This is a genomic window from Pseudomonas xanthosomatis (assembly GCF_019139835.1).
GTDB lineage: Bacteria > Pseudomonadota > Gammaproteobacteria > Pseudomonadales > Pseudomonadaceae > Aquipseudomonas > Aquipseudomonas fakonensis.
Window position 1 is genome coordinate 4,663,580 of record NZ_CP077075.1, and the last position, 15,167, is coordinate 4,678,746.

Below are 15,167 nucleotides of genomic sequence, written 5' to 3' on the forward strand. Positions count from 1 at the left end.
AATGCCCAGCGCCCCACGTGTAGGAGCCGGCGCAGCCGGTGCCACCCGTCAACCCTCCGCCAACGGCGAATCAACGCCTACCACGGACCTGACCGGCAACCACTGCGCAATCCCCCACAGCACCTCAAACAGCAACACCCCCCACAGCAACGGCGAGGCGCCATGGGCCAGCGCATACCACTGCCATGCCGCGAACAACATCCGCCCCGCCGCGTCATAGCGCCCAAAGCGCTGTTGCGGGTGGCGGATGCGCAGCCAGGCCCACACGCACACGATCGACCCCATCAGGTTGGCCATCATCATCTGCAGTGCGTCGAACGCCGGCAGATGCCCGCCAAACCCCAGGCTGTCGTGCAAGGTGCCCAGCCAGGCATGCAACAGCATGAAGCTCCACGGCGTGGCGAAGCCCACGGTCACCACCAGGTCGTAGACACCACTGGCACGCACCAGCGTGCGGTATCGGGCCTTGCTCCACATGGGTATTGCTCCTTTGCAGTCAGTGAGAGCGCCAGGCTAAAGCCTGGGGTAAGCTCCAGGGTCAAGCCCCCTGACAAGGAAAGAGCGTGCGTATCGGTGAACTGGCCCAGGCCTGCGGTGTAAGCCGCGACACCTTGAGGTTCTATGAAGAGCGCGGGCTGATCCGCGCGCAGCGCTCGGCCAATGGCTACCGCGACTACCCGGCCGATACCGTGCAACTGGTGACCTTCATTCGCACCGCGCAGCAGTTGGGCTTCAGCCTGAGCGAGATCGGCAGCAACGTGGCACAACTGTGGCAAGCCGCGGCGCCGGACCAAGCCGTGGAGGCGTTGCTGCGTGACAAGCTGGCGCTGATCGAACAACGCCTCGAAGGCCTGCAGCAACTGCGCGCAGCCCTGCTGCACCGGCTGACACTGGCCTGCCCGCTGCGCCCGGAAATGGGTTGAGCAAAAGCCGAAACCGGCGCGCGGCCTGTGGGAACTGTCTTGTGCTGCCTGAACCGGCCTCATCGCCGGCAAGCCGGCTCTCAATGAACAAACTGCAACTCATTGATTTAACACGGTCCCTGTGGGAAGCGGCCTTGTGTCGCGATGGGCTGCGCAGCAGCCCGGGCAATTTTGCATGAAGCCGAGACCTTGGGGCCGCTTCGCGCCCCATCTCGACCGGACGGCGCCCCGGCAAGGCCGCTTCCCACAGAGACCGTGGAGCATCTGCGAGACCAGTTCTCTGCGCGACAGCGCAGCCCCGCAGGGCTGGGTGATCTCCTACTGGTACAGCGCTTGATTCTGGCCTCGCGCAATCTTGTAGGAGCGGGTTTTCCCCTAACCCAGGTCCTGGCTGACCCTGCCCACCGCCTCGACCACGCGCCGCGCACCGGCCTGCAGGCTTTCGATGGTAGCCCCGGCCTGGCTGGCCAACTGCAGCCCCTGGGCCGCCTGCCCGCGACTGCTGTCGATCTCGCTCACCGCCTGGCTGGCGAGGCTCTGGTTGTGCGCCACCACCGTCACGATTTCCTCGGTGGCGCGGCTGGTGCGCGCCGCCAATTGCCGTACTTCGTCGGCGACCACCGCAAAGCCGCGGCCCTGCTCGCCGGCACGGGCCGCCTCAATGGCCGCGTTGAGCGCCAGCAGGTTGGTCTGCGCGGCGATGCCGCCGATGGTCTGCACGATCGAGCTGATTTCCAGCGACTGTTTGCCCAAGGCATCGATGGTAGCGCTCGCCGACTGCAGCTGCGCCGTCACTGCCTGCATGGTCTGCTCCACCTGGCGCACCACCGCCACGCCCTCGGTGGCGCCGCTGTCGGTGCCCTGCGAAACCTCCATGGCCATCTGCGCGGCCTGTTTCACCGCTGCCTCACGCTGCACCTGGTCCGTCACCAGCGAGGCGAACTTCACCACCCGGCTTATCCGGCCCTCGGCGTCGCTGACCGGGTTGTAACTGGCCTCCAGCCAGACCTCGCGGCCGTGGCTGTCCAGGCGCATGAAGCGCCCGGTGACATACTGCCCGGCGTTGAGGGCCCGCCACAGTTCGCCATAGGCAGGGCTGGCGATGTATTCGGCGCTGCAGAACAGCTGGTGATGCTTGCCCTTGACCTGCTCGAGGCGATAACCCATGGCGCTCAAGAAGATCGGGTTGGCGTCCAGCACCGTGCCATCCAGGCCAAACTGGATCACCGCCGTGGAGCGCAGCAAGGCACCGAGCAGCGACTGGTTGTCATGCATCAGGGTCACCTCCTGGGTGACGTCGCGCCCACACACGGTCACCTGCCACAACCGCCCCTGCTCATCGAGCTGCGGGTACCACACCAGGCGCAGCCAGGCTTCACGGCCATCGGCGTGGCGCATCGGGTAGTCACCCTGTTGCACCTCGCCCCTGCCAAGCGCCTGGGCCAGCACGCCCAGGCGTGGCTGCGCCAGCCACTGCGCAAGCGTCTTGCCAGCCCAGGCCGAGGGGCCGATACCCAGCCCGGCGGCAGCGGCGTCGTTGCCCTCGATCACCCGCAGCGTGGCGTCCAGGCGCAAAAAAAACCCGGCTTGCTCCTGCTGTGCCAGACGTTGACGCAAAACGACAAGCTCTGCCTCGCTTGCGGCGAGCTTTGATTTCAATTGCCGGTTGAACATGTCACACCTGTGTGAGGGAGATACATAGCGAATGCCAGGGTCAAGCCACCCAGCCCTGTGGGCGAGTGGCGTCGTACCAGTGCTCGAAGGTGGCCACCGGCATCGGCCGGCCCAGGTAGAAGCCCTGGACCTCGGCACAGCCCCAAGCGGCCACCTGCTCCAGCTGCGCAGCCGTCTCGATGCCTTCGGCGGCCACCCGATAACCCAGCCGGGTGGCCAGCTCCACCAACGAGCGCACCAGCTGGCCGTCCCTGGCGTCGACACAGCCCTTGTGCACCAACGAACGGTCGATCTTGACCAGGCTGGCCGGGATGCGGCTCAGATAAGCCCAGTTGCTGTAACCGGTGCCAAAGTCGTCGATGGCGACCTCGATACCCGCCTGCCTGGCGCGCAACAACTGTTGCTGCACCTCCTCAAGCTGCTCGATCAGCGCGCTTTCGGTGAACTCCAGCTGCAGCCGTGATGGCTCGATATGGCGCTGCTGCAATTGCGCGAGCAAAGTGTCCATGAACAGCGGGCTTTCCAGGTCACGGGCGGTGACATTCATGCTGATGCACAGGCCCTGGGCGCGGGTTTGCTGCAACAGGCGCAGCACTTCGTGCATCACCCACAGGCTGATGGCGGTCATCAGCGCGGTCTTTTCAGCCAGGGCAATGAACTCCGCCGGGGAAACCTCGCCCAACTGCGGGTGGTGCCAGCGCAGCAACGCCTCCGCCGAACGGCACTGACCGTCGGGCAGATGCAGGCGCGGCTGCAGGTAAAGGCTGAGCTGGTCATCACGGCGCAACGCCTCGGCCAGCGACGCCAGCACGGTAAAGGCGCGGCGCTGGGCCGCGTCGACTTCGGGCTGGAACAGCGCGCAGCGGCCCGGGCTGAGCCGCGCCGTGTCAGCCGCACTGACCACCCGGCGCAACCACTCCAGGCCCGCGCATTCGTCGCTGGCGGCGCAAAGCGGGGCAATACCGATACCCGCATCCAGCAACAACGGAATGTCGTGGCACTGCACCGGCGCCTGCAAGGCTTCGATAGTGGCGGCGCAAAGCGGACGGACTTGCTCGGGGTCATCGACGATGACCGCAAAGCGTGTAGGGCTGATCTTGTAAAGCGGCATGTGCGCAGGCAGCTGCGCCACGATGCGCGCCTTGACCTGCAGGGTCAGGTCATGGGCGAAGTTGTAGCCCAGCGCCTGGGTGATGCCGTTCAACGCAGCGGCTGGGAGAATATCGATGGCCAGCAGGGTCAGGGCCTGGCCCCGATCAAAATGTGCCTGCACGTCGCACTCGAGCTTGAGGCGGTTGAACAGGCCGGTCGGCTGGTCGAGGAAATTGCTGCGCCGAATGCCGGCCAGGATCTTCATGACCATGTCGGCAAAGGCCAGCAGCATGGCCCGCTGCTCGTCAGTCATCGGCGGGCGCGGCACGCTGTCGATGATGCACAGGCTGCCGATGGCGATACGCTGCTCGACCAGCAGCGGCGCACCGCAGTAGTAGCGAATGCCAGGTGCGCCGGTCACCAGCGGGTTGTCGGCAAAGCGTGGGTCCTGCTGTGCATCCAGTACTTCGAGGGGGTGGGCCTGCAGAATGGTATGGGCGCAAAACGAAACGTCGCGGACGGTGGCGCTGCTCTGCAGGCCGGTGCGCGCCATGAACCACTGCTGGCATTCGCTGACGATGGACACCAGGCAGATGGGCGCTGCGAAGTAGGCTGCGGCCAGGCGCACCAGGGCATTGAGTTCGGGGTTCTGATCCTGCCCGGCCACGCACCACTCGACGACATTGGCCAGGCGTTCTTTTTCATTGATGGGCATCGGAGCGTTTTGCATGATGATTCGCCGGCCCCTCTTAGGTGTTCAGCACGAAGATATAGCACTTTGATACTAGTGAGACCGACGCGCAGACAAACGGTTCAGCGCTGACGCCAGCGAAGTGAAAGATAGCGCAAATACCTGTACACATATAAGCCTATGTACAAGTATTTTTTGCATGGCAGCGATTCAGCCCCTGAAAAAACCCTTTAAAACCGGGCCATAAGCTTTTTCACGACAACCACACCCAGCGCAAAAGTTGTACAAATTTGTGCGCAGTCAAAGGTTACCCTGCGCCAGTGCCGCCTCCATTGCCTGTGCCTGCTCGCGCAACGCTGCGCAGAACGGCCCCACCACCGCCGACGCCGGCCGGTGCTCGGGGCGAATCAGCATCACCCGATAGGGCACCGACACGCTCAAACGGCGCATCAGCAAACCACCCTGCCCCGCCTCCAGCCCGCTCAGCGGGTTGATGATCGCCACCCCCAGGCCCTGGCGCACCATGGCGCACACCGAGGCCGCACTGGTGGTCTCGATCACCGTGCGGCGGTTTACCCCGGCGGCGCGAAACTGCTGATCGAGCTGCTGGCGGTATGTGTCGAGGCTGGCCAGGTTGATGAAGTCGACCTCGTGAAAGTCGGCCAGGGCCAGCACCGGCTTGGCTTGCAACGGGTGGCCCTGGGGCAGCACGCAAACCATGTCGGCGCTGAACAGCAGCTCGCCCACCGCGCCGCGGGGAATCTGCTCCACCTCGGTCAGGCCCAGGTCGTGCTGCTGGGCCACCAGCGACTCTTCCAGCAGCGGCGACTCTTGCGCGGTAATGCTCACGCTGATCCCACGGTGCTGCTGGTGAAAGCGCTGGCAGGCTTTAGGCAGCAGGGTTTGCGAGAACAGCGGCAGGCAGGTGATGGCCAGCCGGCCCTGCTCGAAGTTGCGGATGGCCTGGGCGAAGCGGTCGATGCGTTCAAGGCCGATGAAGGCGCGCTCCACCTCGTCGATCAGCAGCAAGGCCTGGGCGGTGGGCACCAGGCGCCCGCCTTCGCGCTCGAACAGGTTCAGCCCGGTGACCTGCTCCATGCGCGCCAGCTCGCGACTGACGGTGGGTTGCGAGGTGAACAGCAGGCGTGCAGCGCCGGTGACGCTGCCGGCGGCCATGATGGCGCGAAAGATTTCGAGGTGGCGCAGGGTGAGGTTCATGGGCTTTGGCCGGCAAAGGTTTATGGCATGGGCAAATGAAAAGGGCTTACCCGTGAGCGATCTCTGCGGGAAGCGGCCTTGTGTCGCGATTGGGGCGCGTAGCGGCCCCAAGGGCTCTGCATCATGCAAAATCGCCGGGGCTGCTGCGCAGCCCGATCGCGACACAAGGCCGCTTCCCACGGACACATATCAAATATGAATCGCCAAAATAAAAATAGCTATTTTTCTGAATCAACCAATTCCGGCACCATCGGCGCATCCACTCACAGGACCGCCCCATGACCTTTCCCCTGCTTGCCACCTCCATTCGCCAACACGGCTCGCCCCTGTGGGCCTACGACGCGCACACCATCAACCAGCGCATCGACCAGTTGCTGCAGCACTTCGACACCGTGCGCTTTGCGCAAAAGGCCAACCCCAACCTGCACGTGCTGCGCCTGATCCGCGAACGCGGGCTGGTGCTGGATGCGGTGTCGCTGGGTGAAATGGAACGGGCCTTCGCCGCCGGTGCCCAGGTAGGCGGCGAGCACGCAGGCGTGGTGCTGACCTGCGACGTGCTGGACCAGCCGACCCTGGCGCGGGTGGTCGAGACCGGCATCGAGGTCAACGCCGGCTCCATCGACATGCTGCGCCAGCTGGGCGAACACTCCCCCGGCCACCGCGTGTGGTTGCGCATCAACCCAGGGTTCGGCCACGGCCACAGCCGCAAGACCAACACCGGCGGCGAAAACAGCAAGCACGGCATCTGGCACGAGCAACTGGACGAGGCGCTGGCGTGCATCCGCCAGTACGGGCTGCACCTGGTGGGCGTGCACATGCACATTGGCTCGGGGGTGGATTACCAGCACCTGGAGGCCGTGGCCAGCGCCATGGTCGGGCTGATCCGCCAGCTGGGTACCGACATCGAGGCCTTCTCCATCGGTGGCGGGCTGTCCACGCCTTATCGCGACGGCGACCAGCCGGTTGACCTGGCCCGCTACGCCCGCACCTGGGCAGTGGCACGCGCGGAGGTGGAGAGCCTGCTCGGCCACCCCGTGCGCATGGAGATCGAACCGGGGCGTTACCTTGTGGCCGAGAGCGGTTACCTGGTGGCCGAGGTGCGTGCGGTCAAGCAGATGGGCGAGCGCAACTACATCCTGGTGGATGCCGGCTTCAACGACCTGATGCGCCCGGCCATGTACGGCGCCTACCACCGCATGAGCCTGTACGACGCCAACGGCCAGCCGCTGGCCGGTGCGCTGCAGCCGACCGTGGTGGCCGGGCCGCTGTGCGAGTCGGGCGATGTGTTCACCCAGAACGACCAGGAGCTGACCCCGCAAAACCTGCCCCCGGCCAAGGTCGGTGACCTGCTGGTGATTCACGATGCCGGCGCCTATGGCGCGTCGATGTCGTCGAACTACAACAGCCGCCCGCTGCTGCCGGAGTTCCTCATCGAGCAAGGCAACCTGCGCATGATCCGCCGCCGTCAGACCGTGCAGGAACTGCTGGCGCTGGAGCTGGATATCTGACCCATAAATGATCTTGCTGCGCCCGTGTGGGAGCGGGCTTGCCCGCGAAGCAGGCGACGCGATGGCTGGCACCGGCTGCGCCGGTGTTCGCGGTGGTCCGGCACTCCGGCAAGCCCGCTCCCACAGGGATCGCGCCAGCTTTTAGGTATTGAGCAAGACAGTTGCTCCTACAACCCTTGAGCATCAGCCCTGCGGCGCCACCAACCGGTACCCCACCCCTGCCTCGGTGATGATGAACCTGGGCGCGGTGGGGTCATCGCCCAGCTTCTGGCGCAGATGCCCCACCACGATGCGCAAGTAGTGCGTATCGTCCACATGGGTCGGCCCCCAGATATCCTTGAGCAACTGCTGCTGGGTAATCACTCGCCCGGGGTGCCCGGCCAGTTGCGCCAGTAACGCATACTCCTTGCGCGTAAGCGCCACCTCGGCGCCCTCCAGGGTCACCTTGCGAAAGGCAAAGTCCACCACCAGCGGCCCGAAGCTCGCCGCCGCCTGCACATTGCCCACCTGCGGCACCTGGCGCAGCAACGCCCGCACCCGGGCCAGAAACTCCTGAATGCCGAACGGCTTGGTCACGTAGTCGTTGGCGCCGCCATCCAGCGCATCGACCTTTTGCACCTCGCTGGCCCGCACCGACAGCACCAGCACCGGCACCGCGCTCCACTCGCGCAGCTCGCGCAGCACCTGCTGGCCGTCCATGTCTGGCAGGCCGAGGTCGAGCACCACCAAATCCGGCTTGCCCAGCGCCGCCAGGGCCAAGCCCTCGCCGCCGGTGGCGGCCTCCAGCACCTTGTAGCCCTGGGACACCAGGCTGATGCGCAGGAACTTGCGGATCTGCGGCTCGTCGTCGATCACCAGCAGGGTGGCGGCTTGGCTCATGGGGCTTCACTTTCGGGGGCGGGTTGGGTGGGCAGCGGCAAGCATAGAGTGATGCAGGTGCCCTGGCCATCGATGCCCTCATCCACCAGGATGCGCCCGCCATGGGCGCCGATCATGCCCTGGCAGATCGCCAGGCCCAGGCCGGTGCCCTGGCCGCCCCGGTCACCCCGGGCGGCGGTGTAGAACATGTCGAAGATCTTCTCGCGCTCGGCCAGCGGAATGCCGGGGCCCTGGTCGCTGACGGCCAGGTGCAGTTGCTCGCCCTGCACCGACACACGCAGTTCCAAACGCCCCTGGGCGGGCGAAAAGCGCGCGGCGTTTTCCAGCACATTGACCAGCGCCTGTTCGATCAGCGCGGCGTGCACGTACAACAGCGGCAACTCGGCAGGCACCTGGGTGCTGACCTGCAACGGCTGCAGCACCGCCCGCAAGCGGTGCACCGCGCTGCCGACGATATCGGCCGGGGCCACCCAGTCGCGGGCCAGCTTAAGCCCGCCGTGGCCGAGGCGGGTCATGTCCAGCAGGTTCTGGATGTAGCGGTCCAGGCGCTCGGCTTCGTTGCGGGTGCCTTCGAGCAGTTCGCGGCGGTCGTCGGCGGGGATCGCCTCGCCCAGCGCCAGCAGGCTGTCGATGCTGCCACGCATGGCGGTCAGCGGCGTGCGCAGGTCATGGGACACCGAGGCCAGCAAAGCACTGCGCAACTGCTCGGTTTCACCATGCAGGCGCGCAGCCTCCAGTTGCTCGCCCAGGCGCGCCCGGGCCAGGGCCTGGGCCAGCGGTTGTGCCAAGGCCATCAGCAGGCGCCGGCGCTGGGCGCTGAGTGCTTCGCCGTCACGCGGGCGCACACCTAGCAGGGCCAGGGGCTGCTCGTCCACCGCCAGCGGCCACCACCACCAGCGCCCGTGGGGCAAGGTGTCGCTGCCAAAGCCTGCGGCCTGGCCATGCTGCCAGGCCCACTCGGCGGCGGCGCGCTCGTTGTCGGTGAAGGCTGGCGAGTGGCCGCCGGCCACCTGCAACAGGCCGTCGCCATTGCGCTCGAGCAAGCACACCTGCACGCCCTGCCAGCCATCCAGATGCTGGCCGGCAGCGCTGAACACCGCCTGGCGGTCGGTGGCCACGGTCAGCCGGCGCGACAGGTCGAGCAACTGATTGGTCTGCGCCTGGGTTTCGCGCAGGGCCTGCAACTGGCGGCGCTGGCGGGCGGCCAGGTTGCCGGTGAGCGCGGCCATCAGCAGGAAGAACACCAAGGTCAGCACGTCTTCTTCACGCTGGATGCTCAGCGAGAAGTTCGGCGGAATGAACAAAAAGTCGTAGGCCAGAAACGACAGCGCCGCACAGGCCAGCGCCGGCCCCAGGCTGCTGCGCACCGCCACCAGCAGCACGGCGGCAAGGAACACCAGCGAGATATTGGGCAGCGCCAGCACGCTGGAGACCGCCCATGCCAAGCCCGCCGCCAGCACCGTGGCGAACAGCGCCAGCAGGTAGTGGCGCCACACCCACACGCGCTTGACGGCTGCCCGCGCAGCAGGCGCCTCGGCATCACGGTCGAGCACGTTGACTTCCAGGCCATGGCTTTCACGCAGCAGCCGTGCAGCCACCCCCGCGCCGAACAGGCGCCGGCGCAGCAGGTCGCGGGACTGCCCCACCAGCACCAGGCTGGCGCGGCGCTCGGCGGCATGCTGAATCAAGGTGCGCGCCACTTCACCGGCGCGCAACAACACCACTTCGCCGCCCAAGCGCTCGGCCAGTTGCTGGGCCGCTTGCAAGCGATGGCGGGCGGTTTCGTCGCGCAGCCGGCCGTTGTCCACGTGCACCACGCTCCACGGCAGGTGGCGGCGCTGGGCCACGCGGCTGGCGTGGCGCACCAGGCGCTCGGCCTGCTCGTCGCCGTCGATGCCCACCAGCAACCGGCCACGCAGGGCCGGGGCTTCCTGGCCGCGCTGGCGGTAGCCGCTGGCAAGGTCGGCGTCCACCTGGGCGGCGGCGGTGTGCATGGCCAGCTCGCGCAGGGCGTTGAGGTTGGTCTGCGAGAAAAACGCATCGATGGCCGCGCGGGCCTGCTCGGGCACGTACACCTTGCCCTCGCGCAATCGCTCCAGCAGCTCGCGCGGCGGCAGGTCGATCAGTACCAGCTCGAAGGCTTCCTGCAGCACCCAGTCGGGCAAGGTTTCGCGTACCTGCACGCCGGTGATGTCGCGCACCTTGTCGTTGAGGCTTTCCAGATGCTGGACGTTGACCGTGGTGTACACGTCGATGCCGGCGGCCAGCAGCTCCTGCACGTCCTGCCAGCGCTTGGCGTGGCGGCTGCCGGGGGCGTTGCTGTGGGCCAGTTCGTCCACCAGCACCAGGGGTGGGGCAGCCTTGAGCAGGCCGTCGAGGTCCATTTCTTCGAGCTGCACGCCGCGGTATTCGCTGCGCAGCAGCGGTTGCTGGGGCAGGCCGCCGAGCAGCGCTTCGGTTTCGCTGCGGCCATGGGTCTCGACTACCCCGGCAAGCAGTTGCACGCCTTGGCGTTGCTGGGCGTGGGCGGCCTGGAGCATGGCGAAGGTCTTGCCAACCCCGGGGGCGGCGCCGAGGAACACCTTGAGCCGGCCACGGCCTTCGCGCGGCAGGCCGGCCAACAAGGCGTCGGCGCGGGTGGGGTTGCTCATGTTTGGTCCTTGGGTTGTGCGGGCATCTGGGTATTCGATGTGGGAGTAAATGGCGTAGATCCCTGTGGGAAGCGGCCTTGTGTCGCGATGGGCTGCAAAGCAGCCCCAGCAATCTTGCATGTAGCCGAAATCCTGGGGCTGCTTTGCAGCCCATCGCGACACAAGGCCGCTTCCCACCAGGGCTGGGTCAGTGCCCGGCCAGGGGCGCCAACCGCTCCAGCGCCTGGTTCAGCGCCAGCACATTGACCACCGGCGGCCCGATCAGTGGGTGCAGCGTGGCCTCATCCACCAGGTCTTGCAAGCGCGCCTCGCTCACTTGCCGCGCGGCTGCCACACGGGGCAACTGGTAGGCGATGGCCTCTGGCGGCAGGTGCGGGTCCAGGCCGCTGCCAGAGGTGCTCAGCAAGGCCTGGGGCACCGGGCCCTGCTGCGCCTGGTACAGGCTTGCGGCATCACCCTTGACCCGCTCGGCCAGCGCCGGGTTGCTCGGCGCCAGGTTGCTCGCACCGCTGGCCACGGTGGCGTAGGCCCCGGCCGATGGCCGCGACTGGAACCAGCCATCGCCCTTGAACTCCTGAGCGATCAAGGCCGAGCCACGCACCTGGCCGCGCTCGTCGCGCACCAGGCTGCCGTTGGCCTGCTCAGGGAAGGCCAGCTGGGCGATGCCGGTCACCGCCAGGGGGTACAGCGCGCCGGTGACCAGGGTCATCAGCAAGACCAGGCCCAGGGCCGGGCGTACATAGGTGCTCATGGTGTCTCTCCTTCAGACCAGGTGCAGGGCATTGAGCACGACGTCGATCAGCTTGATCCCGGCGAACGGCACGATGATGCCGCCCAGGCCGTAGATCAGCAGGTTGCGCCCCAGCAGGTGGGCGGCGCTGGCGGCCTGCACCCGCACCCCGCGCAGCGCCAGGGGGATCAGCACGATGATGATCAGCGCGTTGAACACGATGGCCGACAGAATCGCGCTCTGCGGGCTGGCCAGATGCATCAGGTTGAGCACGCCCAACTGCGGGTAAATGGCCGCGAACAATGCCGGCAGGATGGCGAAGTACTTGGCCACGTCGTTGGCGATGGAGAAGGTGGTCAGGGCGCCGCGGGTCACCAGCAGCTCCTTGCCCACCTGCACCACGTCCAGCAGCTTGGTAGGGTCGCTGTCCAGGTCGACCATGTTGGCGGCCTCACGGGCGGCCTGGGTGCCATCGTTCATGGCCATGCCCACGTCAGCCTGGGCCAGGGCCGGGGCGTCGTTGGCACCGTCTCCGCACATGGCCACCAGGCGGCCGTCGTCCTGTTCCTGGCGGATGCGCGCCAGTTTCTTCTCGGGGGTGGCCTCGGCCAGCACGTCATCCACCCCGGCCTCGGCGGCGATGGCAGCAGCGGTCAGGGGGTTGTCGCCGGTGACCATCACGGTGCGGATACCCAGCTTGCGCAGCTCGGCAAAGCGCTCGCGGATGCCGGGCTTGACTACGTCCTTGAGGTGAATCACGCCAAGCAGGCGCTTGTCGACGCACACCAGCAACGGCGTACCGCCGCTCTGGGCGATGCGCTCCACTTCACGGGCCAGGGGCACGGGCATTTCCAGGCGCTGCATGCCGACGAAGGCCAGCACCGCATCCACCGCGCCCTTGCGGTAGTGGCGCTGCTGCAGGTCGATGCCCGACAGGCGGGTTTCGGCGCTGAAGGCGATGGCCTCGTATTGCCCGGCCGAGGGCTCGACGAAATCATGCAACTGGCGCAGAAACTCGACGATGGACTTGCCCTCGGCGGTGTCGTCGGCCAGCGACGCCAGCAAGGCGCCCTCCCCCAGCTCTTTCGCGGTGATGCCGGGGGCAGCGTGCAGGGCGCTGCAGCGGCGGTTGCCGAAGGTGATGGTGCCGGTCTTGTCGAGCATCAGCGTGTGCACGTCACCGGCCGCCTCCACCGCACGGCCTGAGCGGGCAATCACGTTCAGCCGCACCAGGCGGTCCATGCCGGCGATGCCGATGGCCGACAGCAGGCCGCCGATGGTGGTGGGGATCAGCGTCACCAGCAGCGCGGCAAGGAAGATCAGCGGCAGGCTGCCACCGACAAAGCGGGCGAACGGCTGCAGGGTGACCACCACGATCAGGAAGATCAGGGTCAGGCCGATCAGCAAGATATCCAGGGCGATTTCGTTGGGGGTCTTCTGCCGCTTGGCGCCTTCGACCAGCGCGATCATGCGGTCAAGGGTCGATTCGCCGGGGTTGCTGGTGATGCGGATCAGCAGCCAGTCGGACACCAGCCGGGTGTTGCCGGTGACCGCCGAGCGGTCGCCGCCGGACTCGCGGATCACCGGGGCGGACTCGCCGGTGATGGCCGCCTCGTTGACCGCCGCGATGCCTTCGAGCACCTCGCCGTCACCGGGGATCATCTCGCCGGCCACCACCCGCACCACGTCGTCCTTGCGCAGTTGGCTGGCAGCAACGGCCTCGAAACTGCCGTCGGCGCCGCGCCGTTGGGCGGTGAGGCCCTGGCTGCCGGCCTTGAGGCTGTCGGCGCGAGCCTTGCCACGGCCTTCGGCCAGGGCTTCGGCGAAGTTGGCGAACAGCACGGTGAACCACAACCACAGGGCGATCTGCACGGCCACGCCGGTACTCACGCCGCTCTCGGGGTCCAGGCACAGCACGGTGGTCAGCAGCGCGGTCAGGGCCACCACCAGCATCACTGGCGAGCGTTTGAGCTGGCGCGGGTCGAGCTTGACGAAGGCTTGCAGCAGTGCCGGGCGCCACAGGGCGGCGAAGCGGGTCTGGTCCTTGGCGCTTTGTGGCGCCTGTACTTCAGGAATGGGCATGTTCATGGTGTATTCCTCAGAAACCCAGGCTCAGGTGTTCGGCGATCGGCCCCAGGGCCAGGGTCGGCAGGAAGGTCAGGCCGCCCACCAGCAGGATGGTCACCAGCAACAGGCCGGTGAACAGCGGGCCATGGGTGGGGAAGCTGTTGAGCCCCTGGGGCGCGCTCTTTTTCGCCGCAAGGCTGCCGGCCAGGGCCAGCACCGGCAGGATGTAGCCGAAGCGGCCGATGAGCATGGCCAGGGCGATCATGATGTTGTGGAACGGGGTGTTGGCGCCAAAGCCTGCGAAGGCCGAGCCGTTGTTGGCAGCGCCCGAGGTGTAGGCGTACAGCAACTGGCTGAAGCCATGGGCACCGGGGTTGCTCACCGCCCCGGCAGGGCCTGGCAGGCTGGCGGCGATGGCGCCGAGCACCAGCACGCCTACCGGCATCACCAGCAGCGTGGCCACCAGCAGTTGCACCTCGCGGGCCTGCAGCTTCTTGCCCAGGTATTCCGGGGTACGGCCGATCATCAGCCCCGCCAGGAACACCGCAATCAGCACGAACACCAGCATGCCGTACAGGCCTGCGCCGACGCCGCCGAAGATCACCTCGCCGACCATCATGTTGACCATGGCCACCATGCCGGTCAGCGGGTTGAGGCTGTCATGCATGGCGTTGACCGAGCCGTTGGAGGCGGCGGTGGTGGTCACCGTCCACAGCACCGAGCCTGTGGTACCGAAGCGGCTCTCCTTGCCCTCGAGCGGCGGGCCTTGCTGTACCTGGGCGCTGTCGAGTGCCGGGTTGGGCTGGTATTCGGACCACAGCGCAGTGCCGCCGCCAATCAGGAACAGCGCCAGCATGCAGGCGATGATCGCGCGGCTTTGGCGCAGGTCCTTGACGTAGTGGCCAAAGGTGAACACCAGGGCCACCGGGATGAGGATGATCGACACCACCTCGAACAGGTTGCTCCAGGCCGTGGGGTTTTCGAACGGGTGCGCCGAGTTGACGCCGAAGAAGCCGCCGCCGTTGGTGCCCAGTTGCTTGATGGCGATCTGGCTGGCGGCCGGGCCCAGCGGGATGGGCTGCTCGGCGCCTTGCAGGGTGATGGCGTGGGCGTAGTCGGCGAAGGTTTGCGGCACGCCCTGCCACACCAGCAGCAGCGCCAGCAGCAGGCACAGCGGCAGCAGCCCGTAAAGGGTGGCGCGGGTCAGGTCGACCCAGAAGTTGCCAAGGCCGGTGGTGCTGCGCCGGGCGATACCGCGGCACAGGGCTACCAGTACGGCAAGGCCGGTGGCGGCGCTGACGAAGTTCTGCACGGTGAGGCCGAGCATTTGGCTGAGGTAGCTGAGCGAGGCTTCGCCGCTGTAGGCCTGCCAGTTGGTGTTGGTCATGAAGCTGACGGCGGTATTGAACGCCAGCGACCATTCCTGGCCGGGCAGGTGCTGGGGGTTCAGCGGCAGGCTGCCTTGCAGCAGCAGCACGGCGAACAGCAGCGCGAAACCTGCCAGGTTGAAGGCCAGCAGGGCCAGGGTGTACTGCTTCCAGCTGTGCTGCTGCTCGGCGTTGACCCCGGCCAGGCGGTAGCAGCCGCGCTCCACCGGGCCGAGCAGCGGGGTCAGCCAGGTGCGCTGGCCTTCCATGACTTTGTAGTAGAAGCGCCCGAGCCAGGGGGCTGGCAGCAGCACGATGGCGAAGAACGCCAGCAGCAACAGGTAGTCGTAACTGTGCATGGTTGCCC

11 protein-coding genes and 1 pseudogene are annotated in these 15,167 nt (G+C 66.9%); 2 read left to right on the top strand and 10 right to left on the bottom strand.

The annotated features are described in order from the left end of the window. Positions 1 to 48: 48 nt before the first annotated feature. Positions 49 to 477 carry a hypothetical protein gene (locus tag KSS93_RS20570; protein ID WP_217885744.1) on the bottom strand — a complete coding sequence of 143 codons (429 nt, stop codon included), beginning with the start codon at positions 475 to 477 and terminating at the stop codon, positions 49 to 51. Between the two features lie 86 nt (positions 478 to 563). Here KSS93_RS20570 and KSS93_RS20575 point away from each other — a divergent pair, with 86 nt between their 5' ends. Next, positions 564 to 923: a MerR family transcriptional regulator gene (locus KSS93_RS20575; RefSeq protein ID WP_217885745.1), complete on the top strand. Its 360-nt coding sequence runs from the start codon at positions 564 to 566 to the stop codon at positions 921 to 923. Positions 924 to 1,298: 375 nt separating this feature from the next. Here the strand turns inward: KSS93_RS20575 and KSS93_RS27000 are convergent, their stop codons facing one another. The 4 genes and pseudogenes from KSS93_RS27000 to KSS93_RS20590 form a co-directional block, all read right to left on the bottom strand. Beyond that, positions 1,299 to 1,805 (bottom strand): methyl-accepting chemotaxis protein, encoded by a 507-nt coding sequence (locus KSS93_RS27000; protein WP_437182134.1) that lies wholly within the window; start codon positions 1,803 to 1,805, stop codon positions 1,299 to 1,301. Between the two features lie 30 nt (positions 1,806 to 1,835). Further along, a pseudogene (locus KSS93_RS27005) lies at positions 1,836 to 2,597 on the bottom strand (PAS domain-containing protein); the annotation flags it as partial. 40 nt (positions 2,598 to 2,637) lie between these two features. Further along, complete coding sequence (locus tag KSS93_RS20585; protein WP_217885747.1) at positions 2,638 to 4,419, bottom strand: sensor domain-containing phosphodiesterase; 1,782 nt, start codon at positions 4,417 to 4,419, stop codon at positions 2,638 to 2,640. Between the two features lie 261 nt (positions 4,420 to 4,680). Beyond that, the gene (locus tag KSS93_RS20590; protein ID WP_217885748.1) at positions 4,681 to 5,598 is read right to left on the bottom strand and encodes a LysR family transcriptional regulator; all 918 of its coding nucleotides are present in this window, start codon (positions 5,596 to 5,598) and stop codon (positions 4,681 to 4,683) included. Between the two features lie 278 nt (positions 5,599 to 5,876). Here KSS93_RS20590 and lysA point away from each other — a divergent pair, with 278 nt between their 5' ends. Next, positions 5,877 to 7,106 carry a diaminopimelate decarboxylase gene (lysA, locus tag KSS93_RS20595; protein WP_217885749.1) on the top strand — a complete coding sequence of 410 codons (1,230 nt, stop codon included), beginning with the start codon at positions 5,877 to 5,879 and terminating at the stop codon, positions 7,104 to 7,106. Between the two features lie 183 nt (positions 7,107 to 7,289). Here lysA and KSS93_RS20600 read toward each other — a convergent pair whose 3' ends face one another. From KSS93_RS20600 to kdpA, 5 genes are all read right to left on the bottom strand, one after another. Further along, positions 7,290 to 7,985, bottom strand: a complete 696-nt coding sequence (locus KSS93_RS20600; protein WP_217885750.1) for a response regulator — start codon at positions 7,983 to 7,985, stop codon at positions 7,290 to 7,292. Further along, positions 7,982 to 10,636 carry a DUF4118 domain-containing protein gene (locus tag KSS93_RS20605; protein WP_217885751.1) on the bottom strand — a complete coding sequence of 885 codons (2,655 nt, stop codon included), beginning with the start codon at positions 10,634 to 10,636 and terminating at the stop codon, positions 7,982 to 7,984. The genes KSS93_RS20600 and KSS93_RS20605 overlap by 4 nt, the downstream gene beginning before the upstream one ends. A 187-nt stretch (positions 10,637 to 10,823) precedes the next feature. After that, positions 10,824 to 11,387 (bottom strand): potassium-transporting ATPase subunit KdpC, encoded by a 564-nt coding sequence (gene kdpC / locus KSS93_RS20610; protein ID WP_217885752.1) that lies wholly within the window; start codon positions 11,385 to 11,387, stop codon positions 10,824 to 10,826. Between the two features lie 12 nt (positions 11,388 to 11,399). Continuing rightward, entirely contained in the window at positions 11,400 to 13,454 is a 2,055-nt protein-coding gene (gene kdpB / locus KSS93_RS20615) for a potassium-transporting ATPase subunit KdpB (protein ID WP_217885753.1), read from the bottom strand. 10 nt (positions 13,455 to 13,464) lie between these two features. Continuing rightward, positions 13,465 to 15,159 carry a potassium-transporting ATPase subunit KdpA gene (gene kdpA, locus KSS93_RS20620; protein WP_217885754.1) on the bottom strand — a complete coding sequence of 565 codons (1,695 nt, stop codon included), beginning with the start codon at positions 15,157 to 15,159 and terminating at the stop codon, positions 13,465 to 13,467. Positions 15,160 to 15,167 lie beyond the last annotated feature (8 nt).

Bases quoted from the DNA above. Each gene is read 5' to 3' on its own strand.
- KSS93_RS27000 (WP_437182134.1), bottom strand. From the start codon at position 1,805: ATGGCCATGGAGGTTTCGCAGGGCACCGACAGCGGCGCCACCGAGGGC.
- lysA (WP_217885749.1), top strand. From the start codon at position 5,877: ATGACCTTTCCCCTGCTTGCCACCTCCATTCGCCAACACGGCTCGCCC.
- KSS93_RS20605 (WP_217885751.1), bottom strand. From the start codon at position 10,636: ATGAGCAACCCCACCCGCGCCGACGCCTTGTTGGCCGGCCTGCCGCGC.
- kdpA (WP_217885754.1), bottom strand. From the start codon at position 15,159: ATGCACAGTTACGACTACCTGTTGCTGCTGGCGTTCTTCGCCATCGTG.
- KSS93_RS20585 (WP_217885747.1), bottom strand. From the start codon at position 4,419: ATGCAAAACGCTCCGATGCCCATCAATGAAAAAGAACGCCTGGCCAAT.
- KSS93_RS20590 (WP_217885748.1), bottom strand. From the start codon at position 5,598: ATGAACCTCACCCTGCGCCACCTCGAAATCTTTCGCGCCATCATGGCC.
- kdpC (WP_217885752.1), bottom strand. From the start codon at position 11,387: ATGAGCACCTATGTACGCCCGGCCCTGGGCCTGGTCTTGCTGATGACC.
- KSS93_RS20570 (WP_217885744.1), bottom strand. From the start codon at position 477: ATGTGGAGCAAGGCCCGATACCGCACGCTGGTGCGTGCCAGTGGTGTC.
- KSS93_RS20600 (WP_217885750.1), bottom strand. From the start codon at position 7,985: ATGAGCCAAGCCGCCACCCTGCTGGTGATCGACGACGAGCCGCAGATC.
- kdpB (WP_217885753.1), bottom strand. From the start codon at position 13,454: ATGAACATGCCCATTCCTGAAGTACAGGCGCCACAAAGCGCCAAGGAC.